Here is a 25449-nt window from a genome sequence, read left to right on the forward strand (position 1 = left end):
TATTTATGATTTTAGCGCTAGTTTAACAGTGTTTATGCCACAAAGCAGCCTAGCTAATAAAGCATATAAACACTTACTTTCTTTGAACAGGTCAGTCCATGGTGGGAGTGTTTTAATGATTCATATTTGTTTATACTGTTTACCTCTTTTGAGTGTAATGTAGCCTATAGATAATTTGAGTATTAGCATATGAATACCAAGGATAAAATAATACACACCAGTATTTTGTTGTTTAACGAAAATGGTGAGCGTGCAATAACGACAAATCATATTGCATCAAACTTAGGGATGAGCCCGGGTAATCTTTATTATCATTTTAAAAATAAAGAAGACATTATCCGTCATATTTTTGCGCTGTATCGCGATCATTTAAATACTCACTTTAAACCTATTAATAAAGATGATGATGCATTTAATCATTTAACGGCTTATTTAGATTCGTTATTTGAATTGATGTGGCGTTACCATTTTTTTTACGACAATCTTGGCGATATACTCGCCAGAGACACTGAGCTAAAACAAGCTTACATTGATTTTCAGTTAGAGTTATTAGAGCAAGTTCGTAAAATTATTCTAGGTCTTCGCGATAGTGAAATGATTGCTATTGATGAGCAAGATGTCATTGATTTAGCCCATACACTAAAGTTAACTGTTAGTTTTTGGACGCCTTATATTAAGGCTCGTAGGCCAAGCGGTACCCTTGCTGAGCAAGATATATATCACGGTATTTTAAAAGTACTTACATTATTTAGAGCGTACAGTACCGATAAAAGTATTGATAAAATGAACCTATTACGCGAAAAATACACTGAGTTAGCGCAACAAGCCCCAACTGTTGTTTAGCCGTTGCCCTTTGGTTGTTTCCTAGACGCTGAATTTTTTGCTATAATCGCGCGCCAAATGCCTGGGAGCGCGAATTCCCGCAGTCTAAGAGTGAACTATGCTTAAATTTATCGTCAAACTACATCCTGAAATAGCCATCAAAAGCCGTTCGGTCCGTAAACGCTTTACTAAAGTGTTAGAAAATAACATTAAAATTGTATTGCGACGTCTTGACGAAAAAGTACAAGTAAGAAATAACTGGGATAATATTTCAGTTGTTACAAAGCTTGAAGATGCACAAGTTCGCCTTGATTTTATCGACAGCCTTAAACGCATACCTGGTATCGTTCAGTTTATTGAAGTAACTGAAACGCAATTTGAAACTCTTGATGACATCTATCAAAAAACAATAGCGTTAGTGGGTCACACAATTGTGGGTAAAACCTTTTGTGTGCGTGCTAAGCGTATAGGCCAGCACGACTTTACCTCGACTGATTTAGAGCGTTATGTTGGTGGTGGGCTAAATCAACATATTGAAGGCGCAAGCGTAAAGCTTAGCCGTCCAGAAGTAACAATACGCTTAGAAGTAAAAGACGATAAAGCTTACATTGTTTCGCAAACGCATTTTGGTATGGCGGGCTTTCCACTACCAACGCAAGAAGACGTGCTTTCGCTTATGTCGGGTGGTTTTGACTCTGGCGTAGCAAGTTACCAAATGATTCGTAAAGGCGCACGTACGCACTTTTTATTCTTTAATTTAGGTGGCGCAGCGCACGAGATTGGTGTTAAGCAAGCGAGCTATTTTTTATGGAAAAAATACAGCTCAACACATAAAGTGAAATTTATAACAGTTGATTTTGAACCTGTTGTTGCTGAAATTCTAGAAAACGTTGAAAACAGCCAAATGGGTGTTGTACTTAAACGTATGATGATGCGAGCAGGAAGTGTAGTGGCTGAAAAGTTAAACATTCAGGCGCTTGTTACTGGTGAAAGTATTGGCCAAGTATCTAGTCAAACATTAGCGAACTTAAGCGTGATTGACCGTGTTACCGAAACGCTTATTTTACGCCCGCTAATTCAAAATGATAAACAAGAAATTATTAATCTTGCTCGCCAAATTGGTACAGCTGAAATGGCTGAAACGATGCCTGAATATTGTGGTGTTATTTCTAAAAAGCCGACAGTTAAAGCCAAAATTGAAGTAATAGAAGCCGAAGAAGAAAAGTTCGATTTTGATGTGCTAGATACAGTAGTAAATAACGCGCGCATAATGGATGTACGCGATATTGACGTAGAAGCCAAGCAAGAGCTAAAAGAGGCTGAGTCGGTTGCTGATTTACCTGCAGGCTCTGTAGTAATTGATATTCGCTCACCAGAAGAAGAAGAAGCTGCACCGCTTGCAATCGATGGTGTTGAAGTGGTGCATTTGCCGTTCTTCCGTTTGGCTACTAAGTTTGGTGATTTACCAAAAGACACTGACTACTATTTATATTGTGACAGAGGCGTAATGAGCCAACTACAGGCACTTATGCTGCACGAACAGGGCTTCGAAACTGTAAAAGTTTATCGCCCGTAAAGTTAAAAGCTTATATAAGCGTGGTTTATACCACGCTTTTTTTTGCCTGAATTTTGACTAACAACTCATCGTTGTAAGGCGTTGGAATACTGTGAAGTTTACCTTGTTGGCTAATATAGCCACATATAGCTGATATTTCAGTTTCTCTATTGTGAGCTATATCTTGCTGCATTGATGAGTAATTATTTGCGGTTAACTCCATTATTTTATAAGCGGTATTGAGAGCTTTAATTAATGGGATATTAAGCCCTTGAGCCTTTGCAATATTGCATGCTTCAGTGAGTGCATTAAAAATTATTGTATTGTACTTAGGTGCACGTAATTCGCCATTTTTTACATTACTTAAAGCGCTTAATGGATTAATGGCAATATTGACGAGTAGCTTTTCAAAACGAAGCTGCTGAATGTTATTAGTAAACTTTAGGTTGGGTATTACTTTAAAAATATCAGCTATTGGCGCACTATTTTGAAGTGCAAGCTCATTACAGCCACCAATAACGCTTTGTCCTTCACCTGTGTGTTGCACAATATATTGGTTTGATTTAAAGCCCGCTATGCTTGTCGTTAAAAAGTAGAGTGCTTGATGGGTGTTTAGTTGGTTATTTATCTCATCAGCGTTGCCCATTCCATTGTGCGAAAGTACAACAGAGCAATGTGTTGGTAAAAATGGCTTTATTTGAGAAAACGCATCAAGCACTTGAAAAGCTTTAACGGTAAATAAAATTACATCAAATTCAGTTGCTTTATCTAGCTGATTTAATGAAATAAATTTAGCGTCAATTTTTTTTGATGCACCCTTACCTCTGCTGTAAAAGCGGGTGTTTGTTGGGTTTTTACGAGTTAAAACACTGACATTATGCGATGCGCTCAAAAAGTGGCTCAGCAATAAGCCAATAGCGCCATCGCCAACGATTAAAATATTAGCCATGTGGGTTCTTTTTTCGAGGTGTAAAAATTACTCTAAGTAAAAAGTAGCTTGCAGCACCTGCAAAATCAGCAAAAAAATCACCAAGTGATGCTTGCCTATAAGGTAGTGCGTCTTGCATTATTTCTATCGAGGCGCCATAGCCTGCTAATAAGAGTATTTGAGCATATAAAGGAAGCTTAAAAGCCTTATCCATTATTATGGCTAATATAAAAAAAATCCCAAAATGGGCGACTTTATCAACATGAGGGAATAAATTTACAACGCCACCTTTTATTTCTTTAGCAAATAAAAAGGTGAAAGCCACTATGCTGATTAAAAAAACTGCTTGATAAACACGCCTTGTCACGACAAATCCTAAAATCGCTTAAAAAAGAGGCGCAAGTATATCAAACTAATTTAGTATCGCACCTGAACAAGATGCAGAAAAATGTAAAGATTTATAATTTTAGCGTTATAATTGCCACATAAAATTAAGATTAAATAGTTAGGAGTATACTAATGCCTTCATTTGATATTGTATCTGAAGTAGAAATGAACGAAGCTAAAAATGCGGTTGATAACGCAAACCGTGAACTAGAGACTCGCTTTGATTTTAGGGGCGTTGATGCATCTATTGAGCTAAACGATAAAACAATTAAGCTTAAAGCAGAAGCTGACTCTCAAGTTATGCAGTTGTTCGATATTTTAGCGGGAAAAATTTCAAAGCGCGGTATGGATGTAGCTAGTTTAGAACTTCAAGATATTAGCCGTGCAGGAAAAAATGTATTTCGTAACGTTGGGTTAAAACAAGGTATCGAAAAAGACATGGCCAAAAAAGTGGTTAAAGCCATTAAAGATTCAAAAGTTAAAGTACAAGCCGCTATTCAAGGCGAAGAAGTGCGTGTGACAGGTAAAAAGCGTGACGATCTTCAAGAGGCAATGCAGGTAGTACGCAGTGCCGATTTAGGTCAGCCTTTTCAGTTTAAAAACTTTCGCGACTAATTTATAAACTGTTTTTAATAAAAATGCTTTAATTTGTCTATATTTGCAGACAGATTAAAGCTACTTAATTTTTTACAACTTTCCCACCTTATCCTCTCGTAGTTCTGCATGTATTAATCCACCTTTTGATATTTAAGCTATTATATTTAATTGAATATAATAAAAATTTCACTCTAGAAGGTATTAAAATGAGACCCCATCAATTATTTCTGTTATTTGTTTTGCTTATATTTACCAAGCCAAGCTTATCAAAGCCAGTTGATATTGATGTATTGGTCGAAGATGGCTACTTTCCGATTATTATTAACGCGCAAAAAAAGCAGGGCTTTGCTCCTGAGTTTATTAATATTTTAAACGACGCACAGGAGGAATTTAACTTTATACTTATTTCTTTACCTGTAAAAAGGCTTACTTTGTCTGTTGAAAAAAATAACTTCGACGTTTTATTTTTAATGGCAATGCAATGGCTGCCAAAAACAACGCAGAAAAACATTGAAAAAACTGAATTTTATACCATCACCAAAAACGAGCTTTATACACTCAAAGAGAATGCATCAGAACAAACTTATTTTGACAATCTGGACAAATTAACCAAAGTTGGGGTTTTAGGGTACTCGTATCAATTTGCAGGATTTAATACAAATGCCGAATACTTGAGAGAAGAGCACCAGGTAAGCCTTACAATCGATGAATTCAATGTAGTTAAAATGCTGCTATTAAGGCGCGCTGAAGTCGGGGTTTTAAACAGTATTGCTTATCAGTATTTTAAAAAGCAGAATATCTTAAATATGGATTTACTATTTAAGAGTGACGTACCAGATGCAGTGTATGAAACACATTTTTTGATTAACTCACAATCAAATAAAATATCTAGTCGCAAAATGGATGAAATATTAAATTTACCTACTACACAAATGCAACTTCAGAAGCTACTTGATAAGTACGGTATTCCTTCAAGCTATAATAATACAGCACTGAACTGAAATAGCTTTTAGCTATATAGACGTCCATTGACATTTGTAAACAAAATGCTCACAATGACGGCATATTTTCAAGGTGCTTGCTAGCCACTTCATGTAATGATTTTTTTAGCAGGATAATCGGGAAGTTGGTGCGTTTTCATGATGACTACAAGCCCAACACTGCCCCCGCAACGGTAGAGTATTGCATGTTTTTATGTGCTTACTGAGTCCGGAGACCGGCCTTGATGCAATCTTACTTACTTAAATCTTTGCGGTGGGCAAAGGTAGGGGATCTCATGTTAAACAAAACAACTCTAGGCGTTGCAATTTCTGCTGCGCTTTCATTTTCTGTGTCTGGTGCAGAGCAATCAATTGAAAAAATAACCGTTACAGCTAATAAGTTTGAGCAATCAATTAACGACGTTTTAGCGAGTGTAAATGTTATTGAACGTGCTGAAATAGAAGCTAGTAACGTACGCGATTTACCTACACTTTTAAGCACGCGAGTGGGTTTTCAAGTTAATCCAAACGGTGGTTTTGGTCAAAATACAGGTGTGTCACTTCGTGGTACAGGCTCTGGCGATACGTTGATTTTAATTGACGGTGTACGTACAGGCTCAGCAACACTTGGTCAAAAAGCACTAAATAATGTCCCTTTAAATAGTATTGAACGCATAGAAATTATTAAAGGCTCTCGCGCGGCTGTTTATGGCTCTGATGCACTCGCTGGTGTTATTAATATTATTACGCGTGAGTCAGATAACTTATCCCTAAGCGCTACATTTGGTTCTGACTCTTATCAAAATTATCAAGTTGCAGGTTCTGTAAAATCAGATGATATAACAACAGCATTTAACGCAGGCTTTGAAAAAACAGATAACTTTGATGTACTGCAAGGCGTAGCACCTGATGAAGATGGCTATGAAAATAAAAACCTTGGGTTTAAAGTAAACTACACCGATGCACATTACGGCGACTTTAAGTTATTAGGCCAATACAGTGAAGGTTATGCAGATTACGACAGTAGCTTTAGCCCAGCAGATAGTACGATTGAACGAGATGACTTTAAAAACTATCAACTTTCTGCAGGTTGGAGCAAAAACTACACTAACCAAACGCATAGTATTGATTTAGCGCTTTCAACAGATGATTCAGACAATACATATGTCGATTTTTCAGTTGGGCCAACAACAAGTACCTTTATAACTAAACGCGCACAAATTGATTATAACGGCCAGTACCTGTTATCTAATGAACTTAACATTAGTGGTGGTATTAATTGGTACAACGATGATGTGTCGCATAGTTCGCAACCATTTGTTGAAGACAGCCGCGATGTACTTGCTGTGTTTGTAGGTGCTTACTATGATGCAGATAAAGTACTGGCTAATTTAACTGTTCGCCAAGATGATGATGAGCAATTTGGCGACGAAACAACGTATACAGCCGCTGCAGGTTATCATTTATCTGAAGATGCAACATTTCGTATAAGCCAAAGTACTGGCTTTAAAGCTCCTACATTTAACGATTTATATTATCCACTTTATGGTAACCCTGATTTACAACCTGAAAAATCAGTAAACCGTGAGTTAGGTTTGAGTGTAGATTTTGATATCGCGCAAGTTGATATTGCAATATTTAGAAACGATATAGAAGATAAGATTGATTACGATGCAAACTTTGCATTGGCTAATATCGATGAAGCACGTTACGAAGGGGTTGAATTTAGCTTATCTCAGCAGTTTTTTGGTTTTGATAGCAACCTTAACTTTGCTTATTTAAGCGCTGAAGACGAAGAAACGGGCGCAGAGTTGCGTAATGTTGCTAAACGTACTTTTAACTGGGAACTTGCAAAACAGTTTGGTGCTTTTGATGCAAGCTTAGACATGCAATACCGTAGCGACCGACAAGGTGCTGTGACGCGCTTAGGCTCTTATACACTCTGGAACCTAGCGGGTAATTATCAAGTAAATGAACATATTGAAGTTTCACTTCGTGTAGAAAACTTATTTGATAAAGAATATAACGCTGTTGATTCAAACACTGATTTTACAACGGGTGAAGTGTATTACTACAACACGCCAGAGCGTCGCTTTTTTGCAGGCGCAAGCTACCAGTTTTAACGGTATTTATTAATATTAAAAAGCCCGACATATGTCGGGCTTTTTAATGTTTAGCTAAGTTTAACTAATCAATTTAACTGCTCAAATTAGCTAGTCAGTTAAGAACTCTTTAAATACGGTTTCAAACTTATGTAATTTAGGTGCTATTAAAATACTACAGTAACCCTGCTGTGGGTTTTCGTTATAGTAATCTTGATGATAATGCTCTGCTGGATAATACGTAGTGGCAGGGCTGACTTCTGTCACAATTGGCTCAGCGACATGGCTTTGCAGTTGAGCTATCATTTCGTTGGTTTGCTTAAGTTGAGCTTCATCGTGATAGTAAACCACACTTCTATATTGTGTGCCTATATCGTTACCTTGGCGATTCAATTGTGTTGCATCATGCAGTGTGAAAAACATTGCTAAGAGTGTTTCAAAGCTAACTACAGTCGCGTCAAATTCAATTTTAACAACCTCAGCGTGACCGGTTGTGCCTGAGCATACAGAATCATATGTTGGGTTATTTGTTTCACCACCGGTGTAGCCAGAGCTTACGGTTAGTACGCCATTTACACGTCTAAATGCAGCATCTATACACCAAAAACAGCCGCCACCAAATGTTGCTACTTGCGTTGTTGAGCTCATAAGTATTCCTAAAATGTATATGGGGTTTAAAGGCGAGCATAAATTGTATGCGCCGCAACAACAAGGTTACGGCGCAATTAAGAGGCTAGATCTCTTCGAAAGGTTTTTCAGCGGCTTGTTTGTCTAATTTTTGCTGTAAAAACTCAGGTGATTGAGTGTTACGTGCAAGTGCATAATATGCAGCAGGTACAACAAAAAGAGTTAGTAGGGTCGATACAATAACCCCAGTAAACACGACTACACCTATCACCATACGGCTTTCAGCGCCCGGACCTGAAGCAAGTACTAAAGGTACCGAACTCATAACCGTAGTCAGCGAGGTCATAATAATAGGGCGCAAACGCTGAGTTGCTGCTTGCAAAATAGCTTCACTAAATTCAACGCCTTTATCGCGTAGTTGGTTAGTAAATTCTACAATCAAAATACCGTTTTTAGCACTTAGCCCTATGAGCATGACAATACCTATTTGGCTGTAAATATTTAAGGTAAGTCCTGTAGCCCAAAGTCCGAACATAGCGCCCATTAAACCAAGTGGTACGGTAAGCATGATGACGAACGGATGCATAAAGCTTTCAAACTGTGCTGCCAGTACTAAAAAGGTAACAGTGAGTGCAAGTATAAATACGTAGGTCATCGCTGATGCGCCTTCGTAATAAAGCTGCGACTCGCCTTTGTAATCTACGGCGCCATCTATATCGTTTTCTTGCGCGGCTACTTCGTTTAAAAAGTTAAGCGCTTGCTCAAGCGTATAACCGTCGGCTAAGTTGGCGCTTAATGTAATTGCGCGCATACGGTTGTATCGGTTTAAGCGCGATGCGGTTGCTTCTTCTTTTAAGCTGATAAGGCTATCAAGTGGGACTAGTTCACCGCTTCGTGATTTAAGGTATATATTTGAAATGTCAGTAGGGTTAGTAAAGTCTTCTTTCGTCCCTTTTAAAATTACATCGTATTCTTCACCGCGGTCAATAAAGGTTGTAACACGGCGCTGGCCAAGCATTGTTTCAAGTGTACGGCCTACATCAGATACTGAAACGCCTAAATCAGCGGCCTTGTTTTTATCTATGCTGACTAAAAATTGCGGAAAGGTTTCTTTATAATCATGATCGATTCTTACTAAACCTGGGTTTTGTTCGGCACGCTTAATTATACGGTCACGCCAATCGGCAAGTTGTGCATAATCATTACCTTGCAATACAAACTCAATAGGGCGAGATGAACCACCACCGCCAATACCACGGCGCATAATGGCAAATGCACGAACATCGGTAACTTCTTGCATTTTACCGCTTATTTCGTCCATTACTTCCCATGTTGAGCGTTTGCGTTTATCCCAATCGGCCATACCAACAATAGCAACACCGCCGCTGCCACCCCAGCCAGGTACTCGAACAAGTACGCGACTTAGCTCACCTGCTTGCGAGTAAGGCATTAAGCGTTCTTCAATTTTAGCCATATTAGCGGCATTATTTTCATAACTTGCGCCCTCAGGGCCGCTCATCATAATAAAGAACGTGCCACGGTCTTCTTTTGGCGTTAGCTCAGAGGGGACTTGTAAAAACAACGAGTAACTAACAAAGCCCGCTAATAATAGGCTCACCATTAAACCCCATTTACGGGTTATGTTGGTGGAGAGTGAATTACGGTAACTTACTTCAATTTTAGTAAACTGGCGGTCCATCCATTGGCTAAATTTATTTGGTTTGTCTGATACTTTAAGTACTTTAGAACACAAGGCTGGTGCGAGAGTCAGCGCTGTAACACTTGAGAAAAATACGGCAGCACTTACCGCCATTGCAAACTCAGTAAATAATGCCCCTATACGGCCATCCATAAACACCAATGGCACAAACACCGATATTAGTACAAGCGTGGTTGCGACAATGGCAAAACCAACTTCACGCGCACCTCTATATGCAGCTAGTAATGGCGGCTCACCCAGTTCAATACGACGGTGAATGTTTTCAAGCATTACAATGGCATCATCTACTACTAAACCAATAGCCAGTACTAAGGCAAGTAAAGTTAGTAAGTTGATTGAGTAGCCCATTGCTAATAAAAACATAAAGCTACCAACAAGTGCGACCGGTACGGTAACCGCAGGAATAAGCGTTGCTCGTATATTGCCTAAAAACAAAAATATAACGAGTACGACTAAACCCATAGAGATGGCAAGTGTGCTGTAAACTTCACTAATTGATTCTTTAATAAATACAGACGAATCGTAGCTGTCTTGAATTGTGGTGCCTTCAGGTAGGTTACGTTTGATTTTTTCAAGTTCACTGCGTGCGTTATCTACTACGGTAAGCGTGTTTGCTTTAGCTTGTTTTACAATTCCTAGGCCAATCATGTTGCGCCCGTTACCACGAAATAAGCTTTCGTCATCGGCAGCTTCTAATTTTACGTCGGCAACTTCACCTAAACGCACTAAATAACCTTCTTCACCACGTTTAATAACAAGGTTTTTAAAATCGCGCTGATCTTTATAACTACGTGCGGTACGCACGGTAAAGTCGCGATCTATTGATTCTATTTCGCCGGCAGGTAATTCAACGTTTTCTGTACGCAGTGTATTTTCAATATCGCTCGAGGTAATGCCACGTGCAGCCATTGCTTGGCGGTTTAGCCAAATTTTCATGGCGTATTGGCGCTCACCACCAATACGCACGTTAGATACACCATCTACAACGGCTAAACGGTCAACAATAAAACGCTGTGCGTAATCAGAGAGCTGTAACGAGTCCATTGTTTCGCTGTTTAATACAAACCATGCGATTGGGCTTTCATCACTATTTGACTTAGACACTTCTGGTGGGCGTACCTGATCGGGTAAACTATCAAGTGCACGTGCTACACGTTCGCGTACATCGTTAGATGCGGCATCTATATCGCGGTTAATATCAAACTCAATGGTAATGTTTGAACGCCCATTACGACTAGATGAGTTTATACTTTTAATGCCTTCAATACCGGAAATTCGATTTTCTATTATTTGCGTTATTTTTGTTTCTATAATTTCGGCAGAAGCACCTGTGTATTCAGTGCTGATATTTACTATTGGTGTTTCAATATCAGGGTACTCACGAAGTGGCAGCATAGTAAATGCAACCAGACCAAAAGTAAGAAGCAGTAAATTAATTACTATGGCAAAAACGGGGCGTTTAACGCTAGTATCAGTAATTTTCACGTATTACCCCTTTACGCTTACTTTACTACCAGAGCGAATTTTTATTAGCCCTTCAGTAACAATTTGCTCGCCATCATTTAAACCTTCATCGATAGCAACCCAGCCATTATTTCTGCCAGCAACATGCACTTCAACCTTATTGGCTACTCCGTCTTGAATTTGAAAAACAAAGTGTTTGTCTTGTAAAGGGATAACCGCTTTTTCTGGCACCATTAAAGCTTGGTTACTGCTTAGCTCAAGTGCTGTATTTAGTAACATACCAGGGCGAAGTAATCCTGATTTATTAGCAAAACTTGCAGTTACTTCAACACTGCGTGTTACCGAATCAATACGCGAGCTAATATGCGTTACCTTGCCGTTAAATGTCTGCCCTGGGTAGGCATCGTTTTGGGTAAGTACTTTCATACCTATGTTTAATTGTGCTAAATATTTTTCAGGTACTTTGAAGTCAACTTTAATAATACTAATATCATCAAGTGTGGTGATTATTGTTGTGTTGCTTACGTAGGCGCCAACTGATATTTCACGCTTACCTAACAGGCCTGAAAATGGCGCGGTAATAGTCATTTCATTTAACTTTGTTTTAGCGCTTTCTAGTTGAGCTTCAGTGGCATCAACACGAGATAATTGTTCTTCAAGTAATGACTTTGCCGTTGATTGCGAGCGTGAAAGTTCGGTAAGGCGATCTAACTGGCGTTTTTCCTCACGTAAGTTAATACCGAGTTCTTTAACTGCAAGTTGCTCTTGTTGGCTTTGTAACTGTACTAATTTTTGTCCTTTACTGACTAAGTCGCCATCTTTAAAATATATATCTGTGACATAATCGTTTTGCGCACTTTTTATATAAATAGCTTGGTTTGCACGTGCACTACCGATGGCCTCTATCATCACTGCGTTTTCCTCAGAGGTAACAGTATGAGCCGTTACTTGGGTAGACATTTGTGATGAATCGGCTTGTTCGCCGTGGCTAGCGGGTAAATATAAATAAACGCTAAATATTAGAAGTAACGTAATAATAAATGGAAAAAGTGCTTTACCTGATTGTCTTGAGTACATTGATTTCATACCTGAAAATGAATTGTAAGTATTGTACGAAATAAGACCGTGAAAAGACGGTTATGTATCTCATAAATTTGTGCGTTAAGCGTAAAAGTAAATAAGATTTATTCATTGTTCCTATTTTGTTGAGGAAAAAGCGGTAATGTATGAAATTTAAAACTAGCTGTAACTTATGTATAACAACAAGAAAGGTCATAATTTGGGGCATTATTATGTTTGTTTTTTATATGGTGTTTTACCAATATGGATAAATCTGACAATGTCATTAAGTTTCGGGCACAGGGCGCGCGAAACGCAATTGAGGCGATTGTTGTAGGTGCTATAGGCTTAGTCTTTATTATGTTATTTAATTTACTGAGGCCGGGTGAGATTAGCATACTTGAAATATTTTTAGTGAGCTTGTGCCTTGTGGCTATTTTTATTGGATTTTTAAAATCTCAAGAACCATACCATAGCCTTATATTAAGCGAATCTGAGCTCGTTTATTGCCACAAGTACGGAGCTTGGTGTATGCCTCATAGTAACTTTCATCACAGTGGAATACCCAAAGTAGAAGATGGCTTTGACTATTTAGAATTAAATGCGGTTGGCGTTAAGGTAAATGATATAGACGACTTTTTATCAAGCATAGCGCCTAGAATTGCAGGGAAATTATTAATAGAGCAGCGTAATTTATTTATGCAAGTCGTTCAAAAACATTGCAAAAATGGCAATTGCCCATCAGAATGGTTAATAGAAGATACACATTACACATCCCATAAAGGGATAAGCTATACTGGGCTTATAGCCATGTTTGCTAATAGAACTAAGCACCTTCAGCAGCTAACAGGTTACGATTTATTATTGCCTGCCAGCGTTTTAGATAGAGATATTTGGGCATTTAGTGCTAACTTAAATAAGTGGAAGCGCGAGCCTAGTCAGTTTATAGCGTCGCAGCTTAGTAATTAAGCTACGACTGTAGGAAAGAAAAATGAGTCAAGAGAGAGCCTTTTTAAAAAGTGGTCGAAACACCATAATACATAAAGATAAAAAGCATGATTTAGTGATTGTAAACTCTGAAATTCATCCTCGAATTAAAGTAACGCAACATGGTCTGGAGCCATTTAAAGAAGAATTACCTAAAAACCGCCGTGATGCAAAAGAGCGTTATTTAGAAATGGTTTATGTAAGTAGCGCTGATGTATTTGGCGAAGAAAAGCAGTTGCTGTTTATTCAAGCTCTAGACGGGCGTGAATACAAAATAGATTACAGTAAAATCGGTACGAAGTTGTTTGTACGTATTCATCAAGACACATATATGTAGTACTTTAATGGCATCTTTATTGCTAGTGATTACACTATAGTAATTATTTGACATAATAAGGTGCTGCGTATGAAAGCGTTTGCTTTAATCCCCCTCATTTCTTGTAGTTTACTGAGTGCGTGTGGAGGCGGTGGCGGTGATAGCGATAATACAGTTGTTGAAACGTCTGTTAATGCTGGAGCCGATTTACAAATTATCGAAAAATCTGAATTTACCATCACAGCACAAGGTTCCCCCGCTGATGGTACGTTTTCATGGCAACAAGTTAGTGGCCCAAGCATAGAAGGTTTCCCCCTTGAAGGCGCTGAGCAAACACTTACTGCACCTGACGTAAAAACTGATAGTGAAATAATATTAAGAGTGAGCTATCAAAGTACAGGTAGTAGCGCTGTTAGTGACGACATTTCTATTTCAGTGAGCTCTAATAACCAACTACCTCTTGCTGTTGTTACACAAACATCTCCTGAAACACTTCCCTCTGTATACAAAGATACAGTGACTTTGAGTGCCCTAGAGTCGAGCGATCCTGATGATAATGGCCAAATTGATAGTTATTTGTGGCAATTGCTATCGGGTCCTGATTTAGATATTGAGAGTTTTAATGAATCAACTCTTAGTTTTTCTCATCCATTACTTGAAAGTAACGTGAATTTATCTTGGCAGCTAACTGTCACTGATGATGAAGGTGGCGAGGCGAGCACTCAATATTCAATGACACTCAACAAAACAAATGAGTTAGTGGATGCAAATGCAGGCGCTGATCAAAATGTCGAAGAGTTTGAGCAAGTAACGCTTGATGCTACAAATAGCGAAACAGTTACCGATACCTATAAGTGTGAATGGCAACAACTTACCGGTAATAGCGAAACATTAAGCAATAGCGACCAATGTACAACGACATTTTTTGCCTCAGATGTTGATACTGAGTCTACATTGAGCTTTGAAGTCACGGTAACCGACTCAAAAGGACGCACAGATACAGACTCCTTATTTGTTGATGTATCACCCAAAGCACTTGGATTCATCAACGATAGTGGTGTTGGTGAGTGTTATAACAATACTCAACGTATTAATTGTGAGAGTGATGACTTTCCAGCGCAAGATGCAGAGCTTGGACGCGATAGCTATGCAAACCGCTTAGATAAAGTTGGCAAAGGTAATTTAGCGTTTGATTACACTAAACTTAATCAGTTTGCTGATGAAGTTGGTGATGATAGTAGTGACTTTACCTGTATACGCGATAATGTTACTGGGCTTGTATGGGAGGTGAAAAGTGTGGCATCTGGCACGGTACCAAATACTTCGCTACGTGATGGTCAAAATCATTACTTTTGGGATGTAGGGAATACGACTTTTACCGATACCAGTACAGCCAATTCAACGTGTCCGGACAATACAAGTTGTGGAGTACAAAGTTATATAAACGAAGTTAATGATTTAGATTTTTGTGGTGGTACTAACTGGCGATTACCTACTTATACAGAGCTTTTGGGCTTAATTGATTACGGTAAACAAGGGCAAAGCATATTAATTGATGAGGCATTTTTTCCTAATATGCCAAGTGAAAGTGCATTAAGCCATTTACGTTACTGGACCTCACAAACAGCAGCTGATGGTACCAGTTTATCTCAAGCGTATATCATTGATATGAGTGATGGTAACGACCTTGCTTATCCAAAAGAAAATACTGCTTATGTACGTTTAGTTAGAAGTCGTTAGGAGAAAATAATGAAATTAAAATTACTCTATGCACTGGCAACTATAAGCTTGAGCTTTAATATTGCAGCGGCGCAAACGTGCTACGACGGTGCAGATACCACAACACCGACAGATAGATTTACCATAAATGTAGATGGCACAGTGTCTGATAGTGAAACAGGCCTTATGTGGCAACGCTGTAGTTATGGGCAAACTTATAATACAGAGACACAACTTTGTGAAGGCTCAACACCTTCTCTTACTTGGCAAGAGGCACTACGCGGTGCTAAAAATGATACAACCGCAGATTACGATGATTGGCAAATGCCTAACATTAAAGAATTGGCGAGTATTTTAGAGCACAGTTGCACAGAGCCGAGTATTAATGAAGACGTATTTTTGGGCACTAAGCTTCAAAACTATTGGTCAAATACATCGGGTATAAGCACGATGAGCTCAGCGTGGGTTTATCAATTTGATAGCGGGTTGAATAGCTTACATGCTAAAACCAGTAATGTGTATTTACGGTTAGTGCGCTACGAAGAGTAAAATGCATACTAAGATTAGACAGACAAAAGTGCAGCCTTAAAACAGCTGCACTTTTTTTGTTTTACATAAATTTACGTTATTTCAATAATAAAGCGCTTACAACGTTGTCACTCAGCGCATTTTTTTGCCATTATAGGCCGTGATTTAATTACGAAGGAACATCACGGTGTATTTAAGCTATTTTGGCCTGAACGAAAAACCTTTTTCGATTTCGCCCAACCCTCATTACTTATTTTTAAGTGAACGACATAAAGAAGCCTTAGCACACCTTACCTATGGATTAGGTGAAGACGGTGGTTTTGTATTATTAACAGGTGAAGTAGGTACAGGTAAAACTACAATTACCCGCAGTATGTTAGAGCAGCTTCCTGAAAACACTCAAGTAGCGATGATCCATAATCCAGCGCTTTCAGAGCTGGAGTTATTAGCCAGTATTTGTGATGAGCTCAATATTAGTTACGATGTTCATAATGCGACGCTTAAAAGTCTTACCGATATTATAAAAAAGCATTTAGAGACTAATAATAAATCGGGCGGGCACACTATACTTATTATTGACGAAGCACAATTACTTGCCCCTAACGTGCTTGAGCAATTACGTTTGCTGACAAATATAGAAACCGATCATAAAAAATTATTACAAATAGTATTGGTTGGTCAACCTGAGCTGCAAGACCTTTTGAAGCGCAACGAATTAAGGCAACTTGCCCAAAGGATAACGGCTCGTTACCATTTATTACCACTTACGCAAGGCCAAACAGTCGCTTACATAAAGCATCGGTTACATATTGCAGGGTGTGATAAAGGAATCTTTTCGATGGATGCCATGCAAGCTGTTCATCAATTAACTGGCGGTGTGCCACGATTAATGAACTTGGTATGTGAGCGTGCTTTAGTTGGGACTTTTGCAAAGCAGCAGTTGATAGTTGATAGCGATATAATAAAAAAATCAGCCCATGAGTCATTACCCATGGATTTTGTAGCACCGGTTAACGAAGCTAACAAAGCAACGTCATTTGTACCCTATAGCCTTGCATTCGCTGCTTTATTTGCCGTAGGCATTGGGCTTTCATTTATTTTATAGTTAGGTAAGTTATGTCTTATTTATTAGATGCGCTAAAGCAGTCGCAGCAATCAGATATGAGTGCTGAACAGTACGACTTACAATCTGAGCAGTTAAAGCAACAGCAAGCACTTAAGCGTTATAGACGATTAGCATTAGTATTTGGTACAAGCTTAGCTGCTTTTATTGCGGTAGCGGGTGGCTTTACCGCCGGAAAGTGGTTTCAAAGTACGACTTTATTAAACGCAGCGGAACCCGCTGTAATTAAGGTGGTGAAAAGCGAAAAATCATCGCCTAACAAAGAAGTTAAAGAGGAAGGTGCTGAAACTGAAGCCGAAAAACAGCAAGTAGCTAAGTTGGAGTCTGCTAAAGTAGCTAAGTTGGAGCCTGCTAAAGTAGCTCCAACAAATACTGCAACGATTGAAGGGCAACTTGTGCATGTGCAAACCCCCAATGGTGTACAGCAAATGTTATTAACCCCAAATGGTCAGTATATTCCTATGCCGTCGAGCCAGGTCACGAGCGCAGCAGGTTATAATCAGCAAAACATGCAACAAGTAATGCCTGTTCAAAATTATAATCAGCCAGCGTTTAACCCACAAAGTAATTACAATCCAAATAATGCACAAAACACTGCGGTATTTGGGCAAAATCAAAATACCGCATCGGCTCAACTTGATATGAGTAAATATAAAGTATTGGGTAAGCCAATTAATGGCAGCACCCAATCTCAACAGACGAGTGACCCTGAGCTTGATGCTGTGCCTAAAACTCTTAAAAATGCATTTGCGCAAGCTATACAAGATGTCGAAAAAAACCAAGATTATGAAGTTACTCAAGCGTCAAAAACGTCATCACGTGTTGAGCCTGTTGAGTTATTACCTGATGGTTTGCAATCAATGTTACCTAGTATTAAATATCAAGCGCATATATATTCATCGAGTGCTGATAAACGTTGGATCAAGCTAAATGGCCGAGAATTACACGAAGGAGAAAGCATAGGAGCTCTAACAGTCACAGAAATTACACCTGAGCAAAGTGTGCTAGATTTTGATGGTTATGAGTTTAGCTTAAAAGCTTTGCAAGACTGGCCGCAGTAAGCGCTTAGTTATCATGTTGAGAGCTCGGTAGAATATTGAGCTCTCAATAGTGCTTAGGATAATATTGAATTTTTATAAAAGCGTTCTAAATCAATGTTATATTCTTTAGGTTTAATCGCTGACTCAAGAGTGTCTACAGTTTTTTTATTAGATAAATCAATATCTTTTACTTCGGTGTAGCGGCTATGCTTAGCGCTGTAAAATGTTTTAACGACAGGTTTTAGTGGTGCCCCCGGATTACTCTCGGTGACCAAACCCACTCTTTGACTCGATAACCTTACAAGCGTTCCTACCGGATGGATGCCAATACATTGAATAAATTTATTAAGCAGCACAGGATCAAAGCTATCAGGGCACCCGTCTTTTAATATTTTAAACGCCTTTATTGGCTCCATGCCTGCTTTATAAACACGTTCTGCGGTAAGTGCATCATAAACATCTACAATTGACGCCATACGCACATACTGACTTATCTCGTCACCTTTTTTACCAAACGGGTAGCCTTTACCATCGAGTCTTTCGTGGTGCATACCTGCAATATCTACAGCGATTCCTGTTAAGCCAGAGTCTTCTAATATCTCTTTACTGAAAAGCGAATGCATTTTCATTATTTTAAATTCGTCGTCTGTAAAGCGGCCAGGTTTGTTTAGCACTTCATCAGGGATTTTTATTTTACCAATGTCGTGTAATAGTGCGCCGGTAGTCAGCTCAACAATAGTGTCTTTCTCTATATTTAAGTGTTTTGCAAAAATACCCATTAATATTGATACATTAATTGAGTGCTCAAGTAGGTAGGCATCTTTTTGGCGCATTTGGGTAAGGCAGGCTAGGGCATCTTGATTTCTAAAAACAGAATCCATAAAGCCACTTGCCAGTTCTCTAAACGGCCCTATATCTATATCACGGCCAGCTTTTATATCTTTAAATGCTTTTATTTGCAGTGTTTTTGCTTCGTCATAAAGCTTTTTTGCTTTTCCCATTTCTTGCTCAGCGCTGTTTATTTTTTGCCAAGGATTACGCTTTATTTTTGTTGTAGGTGTAGCGATAGTATCTTTTTCAGGGACTGAATCAATGAGGGTTTTATCTGGGTCGATTTCTACTTCTAAAATACCTGCTTTTATCAGGTTATTAATACCAGCTTGAGTTTTAACCCAGCCTTGGTTTTTAATTTTAATGCTGCCAGTTTGTTTGGTAACGCTTTGCACAAACATACCTGGGACTAACTTAGTAATAGGAATGGTTTTCAATTTTACGGCTTCAGTTGTTAATCTACTTTTAAACTAACAAACTTATACGTAACGACCAAATAAAAAAGGCACTTTACAGTGCCTTATTTTATTTTTTAGTAAAAAAGCATTAGCTTAATTATTCATCATCTTCAACAAGCGTCATTAGCGAGGTATTACCGCCTGATGCTGTTGTATCAATACTAATTGTTTTTTCAGTAATTAAGCGCTTGATTAATGTATCGTAATACTCAGAGCTAATTACCGGTAAAATTGCGCCTTTACGCTGTGCAAGCTGTTGGCTGAAGTAGCCTAAACGAGACGAGCGAGCGGCAACTACCGCACCAGCTAAATGAGGGTGAGCTAAGATAGCTTGTAACTGATTAGGTTTAGCTACTTGGAAAACACCTTCAGCAACACCTGTAGAGATAAATTTATCTTTAAAGGCAACAGCTTCATCGTAAAACAGCTCAGACGCTACAGTAATTACCGTATTACCTGCGGCAATAGCGGTAATGATAGACAATGCCCAGAAGTTAAATGATGTGCTCTTATCTGCATAACACACTACACAACCACGCGCTTCTAGATGAAGTGTATTAGACTCACCCGTTGGCCCTGGCAGGGTAGTAAATTTACGCATGTGCTTTTCAAGGCGGTTAAGCTGTGCACGAGCTTCTGATAATGTTAATGCTAAATCGTCTGCTAAATCGTCGATAATTTCTACCGTCGCGATTTTAGCAAGCAACTGACGCACAGCCGAAACACGGTCGTTTAGTGGTGTTGCACGCCAGATTTTTTCATCGCGCATTGAGTTAGCCATTAGCTTTTTAACTTGCTCATTTGCACCGCTGTAGTGGTGTAAATCAAGCTCATCTGGCGTCAGGTTTGTCATTTGCACGTTATCTGGTGATGCCTTTTCTTTTACTAAACGTTGAAGGTAGTTAGGGCCACCGGCTTTAGGGCCAGTACCTGATAAACCACGGCCACCAAATGGTTGCACACCAACAATAGCACCAATCATGTTTCGGTTAATGTAAACATTACCCGCACGTGACATTTTAGCAAGGTACTCACAGCGCTCTTCAATACGTGAATGTACACCCATTGTTAAGCCATAACCTGTGTTGTTAATTTGATCCATCACATCATCAAGTTCGCTCGATTTAAAGCGAACAATATGAACACATGGGCCAAATACTTCACGCTTAAGTACTGATAAGTCTTTGATTTCGTATAAACGAGGAGCAAAAAAGTATGCGCCATTTTGCGTGTTATCCGGAATTTTACACTCGTAATGAAGTATAGAATTACCTTTTAAGTACTCAACGTGCTCATTTAAGTTTTTAAGTGCTTTTTCATCAATTACAGGACCAACATCAGTTGATAGTAACGATGGATCGCCAATGTGTAACTCAGCTAGCGCACCTTTAAGCATTTCGATAATGCCATCTGCTACGTCATCTTGAATGAATAAAACACGAAGAGCAGAACAACGTTGCCCAGCACTTTGAAAACCAGAACTGATCACATCGTCAACTACTTGCTCAGGAAGCGCCGTTGAGTCAACAATCATACAGTTTTGGCCACCTGTTTCTGCAATTAACGGTACTTGAATATCGTTACGTGCAGCAAGTGTTTGAGAAATTAATGTGCCTGTTTCAGTAGAGCCTGTAAACATAACCGCTTGAATGCGTTCATCAGGAACAATTGTTTTGCCTACTTCAGAACCACGAGCAATAACCGGTTGAACAACATGCTCAGGTAAACCAACAGACAGCATTAGTTCAATAGCACGAAGGGCGATTAAACTTGTTTGCTCAGCAGGCTTTGCAATTACAGTGTTACCTGTAACAATCGCAGCAGCAACTTGGCCTAAGAATATTGCAAGCGGGAAGTTCCATGGGCTGATACATAAAATAACGCCACGGGCTTCAAAACGCTCATCTTGCGATAGCTCCTCAGCGCGCGCCGCGTAGTAACGACAAAAATCAACCGCTTCACGTACTTCATCAATACCATCTTGCGCTACCTTACCTGCTTCTTTAATACAGATAGCAACAAGTTCGTCGTGATGACGCTCTAATATGTCAGCAACGCGACGCAGTAAGTTAGCTCGCTCTCTTACTGGTGTTTGTGACCATGATTCAAGTGCTGCTTCAGCGTTAGCCAGTAATACTTTCATCTCTTCGCCAGTTTGCAATTTAACGTGGCCGATGATTTCTTTGTGATTTGCTGGGTTTTTAACAGCTAATGAGCCTTCAGGTACTTGGCTTTGCTCAATTAAGTGCTCGTTAAACCATGTTTCAAGATTCTCTTTGAAAGGGGTAATAACGTTAATGTCGGTTAAATCCATGCCTTTAGAGTTAGCACGTTCTTCACCATATAAATCAATTGGCATTTTGATTTGCGTATTGTACTTGTTACGCAAGCCTTGCAATGTTTCTACAGGGTCTGGAAGTAATGATTCAACAGGTTTTGTTGTATCTACAATGGCGTTCACAAATGATGAGTTAGCACCATTTTCTAACAAACGACGAACAAGGTACGCAAGGAGGTCTTCATGTTGACCAACTGGGGCATACACGCGGCACTGAATTTTTTCTTCGTTAACGATTTGGTCGAATAATGACTCACCCATACCATGCAAGCGTTGGAATTCAAAACCTGTATTGTCGCCTTTGGCTACTTCTAAAATAGTCGCGGCAGTGTAAGCGTTATGTGTAGCAAATTGCGGATAAAGCACATCGCGCGCTTCAAGCATTTTAATAGCACACGCTTTGTAAGAAACGTCTGTTGTTGCTTTACGGGTAAATACTGGGTAGTGATCTAAACCATCTTGCTGTGTGGTTTTGATTTCAGTATCCCAGTATGCGCCTTTAACTAGACGTACCATCATCTTGCGACCAACGCGGGTTGCAAGGTCAGTTAGCCATTCAATTACAAAAATAGCGCGTTTTTGATAGGCTTGAACCGCTAAGCCAAACCCTTGCCAATCACCAAGATCTTCATCACTGAATACCGCTTCAATTACATCTAATGAAATATCTAAACGGTCTGCTTCTTCTGCATCAACGGTAAAGCCGATATCGTATTTTTTAGCGGCAAGAGCAAGTTCTTTTAACTTAGGGACTATTTCTTCCATCACACGGTCTTTATGAGTGAACTCATAGCGCGGATGAATAGCAGAAAGCTTAACTGAAATGCCAGGGCTCTTAATTGGACCACGACCATTGGCCGCTTTACCAATTGAGTGTATAGCATTCATGTAGCTGTCAAAGTAACGCTTCGCATCTTTCATTGTGCGCGCGCCTTCGCCTAGCATATCGTAAGAATACACATAACCTTTTTGCTCTGTTTCGGCTGCACGTTCAATTGCTTCGTCAATGGTACGACCCATTACGAATTGCTTGCCCATAATTTTCATAGCAAAGTTTACAGACTTACGAATAACTGGCTCACCTAAACGACCAATGGTCTTTTTAAGCATGCCGAACTGTTGTTCTTTAGTTTTGTCTGTGTAGTTAACCATTTTACCGGTAACTAATAATCCCCAAGAAGATGCGTTTACAAATAAAGAATCGCTGCTTCCTAGATGAGAGCTCCAATCACCTTTGGCTAACTTGTCACGAATAAGTACATCTTGAGTTGCTTTATCTGGTACGCGAAGCAGTGCTTCGGCCAAACACATTAATACAACGCCTTCTTCACTAGAGAGTGAAAATTCATTTAAAAGCGCATCAACACCGCCTTGCCCATCTTGCTCTTTACGAATGTTCAAAACAATCTGGCGGGCTCTTTCCCAGGCACGACTTCGTGCTTTTACGCCTACTTCTGCAAGCGGTAAAATATGATCAATAACTGCATTTTCATCTATGCGGTAGAAGTCACGGATTCTTTGTCTGATAGGACAAGTAGTAGTTAAATCGCCGTTGAATAACATAAGCAACCCTCAGGATGTTAAGAATTAAAGTAAAATTAATTACCAATAAATTACCAGTGATATTGTGAGTGCATTCTAATTAAAATTCAGCAGAATATGCTGGTTAAATTTCGCGATTTACGATAATTTACAGGGTATAAATTTAACTTATCCGCATAAAATTCTGTTATGACAATTCCAAATAGATTACGCATGCTAGATCGCATTGATTTAGCCATACTAGACGTTCTTCAAAAGAACGGCAGAATTTCTAATGTTAACCTCGCAAAACAGGTTAATTTGAGTGCCAGCCCGTGCCTAGATCGGGTTAAACGATTAGAGCAAGAAGGGTATATTGAAGGCTACTATGCCAAGCTTAGCGAAGCTAAACTTAATCAGAGCTTAGTAGCGCATGTTCAAGTATCGCTTGTTGCTTCAAATACAGCTGTATTTAAAGTATTTAGAGAGCACATATTAAGGATAGAACAAGTAGTCGAATGTGACATGGTTGCTGGTGGTTATGATTACTTATTAAAAATTCGCGTTTCTAATATGGAAGAATATAGACAAGTTCTTGGCGACTTAGTAGATATTCCCGGCGTGGGTACTCATCATACTTATATGGTGATCGAAAAGATTAAAAAGGATGAAGGATTGTTAATCGATATTTAAGCTTTTCTCAAGTCATAAAAAAACCGCAATTGCGGTTTTTTTATTTTAGTAGATAAATGCTATACCAAATAGTTAGTACATCACCTTATACATAATTTATTACGACCTTCCGACTTCGCTCTGTATAAGGCAGTATCCGCCGCGCATATTAATGCCTCAGATGTTCTGTATTGATTATTGTATTCACACGCTAAACCCTGACTTACACTTATTTTTACATTCGCTGGTAAACCGAGATCTCTAAAATTAATGTTGAGTATTTTTTCTTGAATACGCTTAGCAATCATTTGTGCATTTGAAATGTGCGAACGAGGCAGCACAACAGCAAACTCCTCACCACCATAGCGTGCTACTAAACTGTCTTTAGATGGTAAGCACTCTTCAATTGTACGAGCGACTTTTTGAAGGCACTTATCACCTTTTACATGGCCAAAGTTATCGTTAAATAATTTAAAGTAATCAATATCAATAAGTATAAAGCTAAGAGGCTGCTTGTTAACTATGCACTCTTGCCAATTTTTAATGATGGTTTTTTCTAAAGTACAGCGATTAGCAATACCAGTGAGATGATCAAGTCTGGCTACGTTTTCCAGTACTTTGTATTTTTTAACGTGCTTTGAAATATCATGCATTATACAAATAAAAAGTGGGGTACTTGCGACTACCGATTCGGGTAAACATGATATAGATAACTCAACATCTAAACAGTTACCATTGTTTTTTCTTATTTTAACTTCTTTCGGACCATGATTGAGTGGTGTTTGATAGTTGTTTTTCCAACTTTCAAACATGTATTTATAGTCATCGCGATACTGTTCTTGTAAACAATCTTGCCATTTTTTACCTATTAATGAATCAGACGTTACATTGAAAAAACGTGCTGCTACGGGATTTACTGATTCAAACACCCCATCTGCATTAACAATAAAAATAGCATCGGCCATGACATTAGTGACATTAATAATTGCGCTTATTTTTTCATTGTTAACGGTATTAGAAATGCTGCTGATTAATGCAGATACAGCGCTGTCGGTGTTGTTTGCTTTGCTATTTTCATTATTGTTAGACATGGTGTTGCTCATTTTTATTGTTAATGAAACTTTATGTCTAGCAGTTTATTCAATTTATCGTTTTTAAACCTTTCGGTAACCTTCTGATTTAAGTTGTTGTTATTTAAGTTTATTTAAGTTTATTTAAGGGGCGTTTTTAAATAAATTACACCGCAATTAATATGCCTGTGCAATTTAAAAATAAGCATTACTAATTAGAGTTCTTTTTCATTCTTAACTTGAGGATCAGCGCTTTCATATTTATTGCCATTGCACTCAACGTTAAAGATTAAGCATACAGAGCCATTATTTTCATCTGTGTCGGTAATGATAATTGTGTGGCCGTTGTCACTTACTTTATAGCTGAAGTCTTGGGCGCATGGTTTTTGTGTGTCGATATTGGTGATAGTAGCGCCAGTAAATACGAAACCATTTTGAATTGTGGCATCGTCTAAATTGTAGTTGCCAGCGGTTTCAGTTCTTACAACACCACCGCCAGTAGCGGGTTCGCCATTTTTTGTATAGCTAAAAATAGCTTCACCGTTGTTAAGTTCAATATTTACTTGAAAGTCGACATTTTCTAGGGTGTTATTCATATCATTTCC

General features: G+C 38.8%; 21 protein-coding genes and 1 riboswitch. Of the genes, 12 read left to right on the forward strand and 9 right to left on the reverse strand.

What is annotated here, in order from left to right:
• Positions 1 to 189 precede the first annotated feature (189 nt).
• Positions 190 to 843: a TetR/AcrR family transcriptional regulator gene (locus H5089_RS03800; protein WP_002958757.1), complete on the forward strand. Its 654-nt coding sequence runs from the start codon at positions 190 to 192 to the stop codon at positions 841 to 843.
• Between the two features lie 97 nt (positions 844 to 940).
• Positions 941 to 2398 (forward strand): tRNA uracil 4-sulfurtransferase ThiI, encoded by a 1458-nt coding sequence (thiI, locus tag H5089_RS03805; protein WP_149602230.1) that lies wholly within the window; start codon positions 941 to 943, stop codon positions 2396 to 2398.
• Positions 2399 to 2423: 25 nt separating this feature from the next.
• On the opposite strand, the gene H5089_RS03810 is transcribed toward thiI, so the two are convergent.
• Positions 2424 to 3326 (reverse strand): ketopantoate reductase family protein, encoded by a 903-nt coding sequence (locus tag H5089_RS03810; RefSeq protein WP_182711512.1) that lies wholly within the window; start codon positions 3324 to 3326, stop codon positions 2424 to 2426.
• Positions 3319 to 3672, reverse strand: a complete 354-nt coding sequence (locus tag H5089_RS03815) for a VanZ family protein (protein ID WP_002958754.1) — start codon at positions 3670 to 3672, stop codon at positions 3319 to 3321. The genes H5089_RS03810 and H5089_RS03815 overlap by 8 nt, the downstream gene beginning before the upstream one ends.
• Before the next feature lie 152 nt (positions 3673 to 3824).
• On the opposite strand from H5089_RS03815, the gene H5089_RS03820 reads away from it, so the two are divergent.
• The 3 genes from H5089_RS03820 (at position 3825) to H5089_RS03830 (ending at position 7392) form a co-directional block, all read left to right on the forward strand.
• Positions 3825 to 4307, forward strand: a complete 483-nt coding sequence (locus tag H5089_RS03820; RefSeq protein ID WP_002958753.1) for a YajQ family cyclic di-GMP-binding protein — start codon at positions 3825 to 3827, stop codon at positions 4305 to 4307.
• 188 nt (positions 4308 to 4495) lie between these two features.
• Positions 4496 to 5290, forward strand: a complete 795-nt coding sequence (locus H5089_RS03825) for a hypothetical protein (RefSeq protein ID WP_024595949.1) — start codon at positions 4496 to 4498, stop codon at positions 5288 to 5290.
• Positions 5291 to 5344: 54 nt separating this feature from the next.
• Positions 5345 to 5529: riboswitch (cobalamin riboswitch) on the forward strand.
• A gap of 36 nt (positions 5530 to 5565) precedes the next feature.
• Positions 5566 to 7392 (forward strand): TonB-dependent receptor domain-containing protein, encoded by a 1827-nt coding sequence (locus H5089_RS03830; RefSeq protein ID WP_182711513.1) that lies wholly within the window; start codon positions 5566 to 5568, stop codon positions 7390 to 7392.
• Positions 7393 to 7482: 90 nt separating this feature from the next.
• On the opposite strand, the gene msrA is transcribed toward H5089_RS03830, so the two are convergent.
• From msrA to H5089_RS03845, 3 genes are all read right to left on the reverse strand, one after another.
• The gene (gene msrA, locus H5089_RS03835) at positions 7483 to 8019 is read right to left on the reverse strand and encodes a peptide-methionine (S)-S-oxide reductase MsrA (protein WP_182711514.1); all 537 of its coding nucleotides are present in this window, start codon (positions 8017 to 8019) and stop codon (positions 7483 to 7485) included.
• A gap of 85 nt (positions 8020 to 8104) precedes the next feature.
• Positions 8105 to 11203 carry an efflux RND transporter permease subunit gene (locus H5089_RS03840; RefSeq protein ID WP_024603401.1) on the reverse strand — a complete coding sequence of 1033 codons (3099 nt, stop codon included), beginning with the start codon at positions 11201 to 11203 and terminating at the stop codon, positions 8105 to 8107.
• 3 nt (positions 11204 to 11206) lie between these two features.
• The gene (locus H5089_RS03845) at positions 11207 to 12259 is read right to left on the reverse strand and encodes an efflux RND transporter periplasmic adaptor subunit (RefSeq protein WP_002958748.1); all 1053 of its coding nucleotides are present in this window, start codon (positions 12257 to 12259) and stop codon (positions 11207 to 11209) included.
• A 246-nt stretch (positions 12260 to 12505) separates the two neighbouring features.
• Here H5089_RS03845 and H5089_RS03850 point away from each other — a divergent pair, with 246 nt between their 5' ends.
• From H5089_RS03850 to H5089_RS03875, 6 genes are all read left to right on the forward strand, one after another.
• On the forward strand, positions 12506 to 13210 hold the full coding sequence (locus H5089_RS03850; RefSeq protein WP_024596874.1) for a DUF2982 domain-containing protein: 705 nt from the start codon (positions 12506 to 12508) through the stop codon (positions 13208 to 13210).
• Positions 13211 to 13232: 22 nt separating this feature from the next.
• A complete protein-coding gene (locus H5089_RS03855; RefSeq protein ID WP_024596875.1) occupies positions 13233 to 13565 on the forward strand; it encodes a hypothetical protein in 333 nt (110 codons plus the stop codon).
• A 69-nt stretch (positions 13566 to 13634) separates the two neighbouring features.
• A complete protein-coding gene (locus H5089_RS03860) occupies positions 13635 to 15284 on the forward strand; it encodes a DUF1566 domain-containing protein (protein ID WP_182711515.1) in 1650 nt (549 codons plus the stop codon).
• A gap of 9 nt (positions 15285 to 15293) precedes the next feature.
• Entirely contained in the window at positions 15294 to 15812 is a 519-nt protein-coding gene (locus tag H5089_RS03865; protein WP_182711516.1) for a DUF1566 domain-containing protein, read from the forward strand.
• 166 nt (positions 15813 to 15978) lie between these two features.
• Entirely contained in the window at positions 15979 to 16896 is a 918-nt protein-coding gene (locus H5089_RS03870) for an ExeA family protein (RefSeq protein ID WP_165744853.1), read from the forward strand.
• A gap of 11 nt (positions 16897 to 16907) precedes the next feature.
• The gene (locus H5089_RS03875; RefSeq protein ID WP_182711517.1) at positions 16908 to 17975 is read left to right on the forward strand and encodes a general secretion pathway protein GspB; all 1068 of its coding nucleotides are present in this window, start codon (positions 16908 to 16910) and stop codon (positions 17973 to 17975) included.
• 53 nt (positions 17976 to 18028) lie between these two features.
• Here H5089_RS03875 and H5089_RS03880 read toward each other — a convergent pair whose 3' ends face one another.
• Entirely contained in the window at positions 18029 to 19222 is a 1194-nt protein-coding gene (locus H5089_RS03880) for an HD-GYP domain-containing protein (protein ID WP_182711518.1), read from the reverse strand.
• A 118-nt stretch (positions 19223 to 19340) separates the two neighbouring features.
• On the reverse strand, positions 19341 to 23144 hold the full coding sequence (gene putA, locus H5089_RS03885) for a bifunctional proline dehydrogenase/L-glutamate gamma-semialdehyde dehydrogenase PutA (protein WP_024596881.1): 3804 nt from the start codon (positions 23142 to 23144) through the stop codon (positions 19341 to 19343).
• Between the two features lie 168 nt (positions 23145 to 23312).
• On the opposite strand from putA, the gene H5089_RS03890 reads away from it, so the two are divergent.
• On the forward strand, positions 23313 to 23795 hold the full coding sequence (locus H5089_RS03890; RefSeq protein WP_024596882.1) for a winged helix-turn-helix transcriptional regulator: 483 nt from the start codon (positions 23313 to 23315) through the stop codon (positions 23793 to 23795).
• 80 nt (positions 23796 to 23875) lie between these two features.
• Here the strand turns inward: H5089_RS03890 and H5089_RS03895 are convergent, their stop codons facing one another.
• Both H5089_RS03895 and H5089_RS03900 read right to left on the reverse strand, forming a co-directional pair.
• Positions 23876 to 24865, reverse strand: coding sequence for a sensor domain-containing diguanylate cyclase (locus tag H5089_RS03895; RefSeq protein ID WP_182696568.1), 990 nt, complete (start codon positions 24863 to 24865; stop codon positions 23876 to 23878).
• A gap of 194 nt (positions 24866 to 25059) precedes the next feature.
• Positions 25060 to 25440 carry a DP-EP family protein gene (locus H5089_RS03900; RefSeq protein ID WP_165723569.1) on the reverse strand — a complete coding sequence of 127 codons (381 nt, stop codon included), beginning with the start codon at positions 25438 to 25440 and terminating at the stop codon, positions 25060 to 25062.
• Positions 25441 to 25449 lie beyond the last annotated feature (9 nt).

The organism is Pseudoalteromonas sp. SR45-1 (assembly GCF_014163655.1).
Classification (GTDB): domain Bacteria; phylum Pseudomonadota; class Gammaproteobacteria; order Enterobacterales; family Alteromonadaceae; genus Pseudoalteromonas; species Pseudoalteromonas distincta.